General features: G+C 67.4%; 1 protein-coding gene. It reads right to left on the reverse strand.

Going from position 1 to position 1,339, the window contains the following annotated elements:
• The coding region (locus ACY45C_RS06755) for an alpha/beta fold hydrolase (RefSeq protein WP_462186779.1) at positions 1-652 on the reverse strand (652 nt) is incomplete at its 3' end.
• Positions 653-1,339 lie beyond the last annotated feature (687 nt).

A 1,339-nucleotide genomic window follows, 5' to 3' on the forward strand; every position in this document is an offset into this window, starting at 1 on the left:
GCGCGGTCTCGAAGTCCTGAGCCATTCGGCGTAGGTCCTCCTGCGGTTGGTTCATCCACACGTTCGGATCTTCTACGCCGTCCAGCACCAGCGCCCGGATCCGGGTCGGGAACATGCTGGCGTAGGTGGTGCCCAGCACGGTGCCGTAGGATCCCCCGTAAGAGGTGAGCTTGTCCTCGCCGAGCGCGGCTCGCAGCAGATCGAGATCCCGGGCCGCGGCCTCGGTCGACAGGTACGGCAGTTCAGCGCCGCTGAACCGTACGCAGCCCTGCGCCCACTGACGCCTGTCGTCAACCAGCTCCTTGTACACGTCGTCATCCTCACTCCCAGCGCGGGAGTGGATCGCGAACGGGGAGGCGGCGGCTAGCGGATCATTATCCTGCCCGCTGCTGCAACGGACCGGCGCGCTCCCACCGACACCCCGCTGGTCGAACCCGACGATGTCGAAACGGTCGCGCAACGACGCGCCGAAGAAGCCCAGCCAGTCGCGGATGAACCCGACTCCCGACTGGCCCGGCCCACCGGCCAGCATTACCAGCGAGCCGATCCGCCGGTGTGGCTGGCGGGCCGGAGCACGGATCAACGCCAGGTTGACCGTGCCTGCGGCAGGCCTGGCGTGGTCCAACGGAACGGGCAGAGCCGCGCACTCCAACCCATTCTCACACGATTTCCAGGTTAGCTTTGTCCGGGTGGCCGCAGCGGCGGACGCGGACAAACCCGACCCTGATATTCCGGTCAGCAGCGGCAGGCTCACCGCAAGCACGGCAGCAAGGAATGGGCGTGGGATACGGGCTGATCGGGACTGGCGCATCTGGCCTCCACTCTCCGGTTCGGTCGAGTGCGTGGCGCTTGCGTCCACCTGCCAGCATGAGCATGAATATAGGCCTCGTTACTCTCCTCGGCAGTGCTGGACTGCTCCGACTGCCCAGCCACATACAGGCGGAACGCGTATCGCATCATCATCAGGGCGAACCTTCCGGCCACGCGGAACTGGACGGTGCTCTGCCCGGCCACCACCATAGTCCGCGCCGTGATTTCCCGAGACGTCCATCCAGGAACTCGCCCTCACCCGGCCGGGTGGCGTCAGCGAGCTTTGCCGCAGGACATGTCGCGCAGCCCGTATCCGAGGTAGGTGAGCGAGCGTCTGCCGAACCCTCCCGGCTCCCCTTTCCGTCTTCTTGCCGTGACGGCGGCAGCCACGACCCGCCCGCAGGCGCCAAGACGGGTGTTGGCTGCGGTGGAGCCGCCGGGCCGGACCAGCTCACGGGCTGAGATCCAACAGACGCACCGGCTGGCCCGCCCACCGATCCGGCACCGCCGTCGCGATCATCGCACCCTC

It is taken from the genome of Frankia sp. CcWB2, assembly GCF_977927585.1.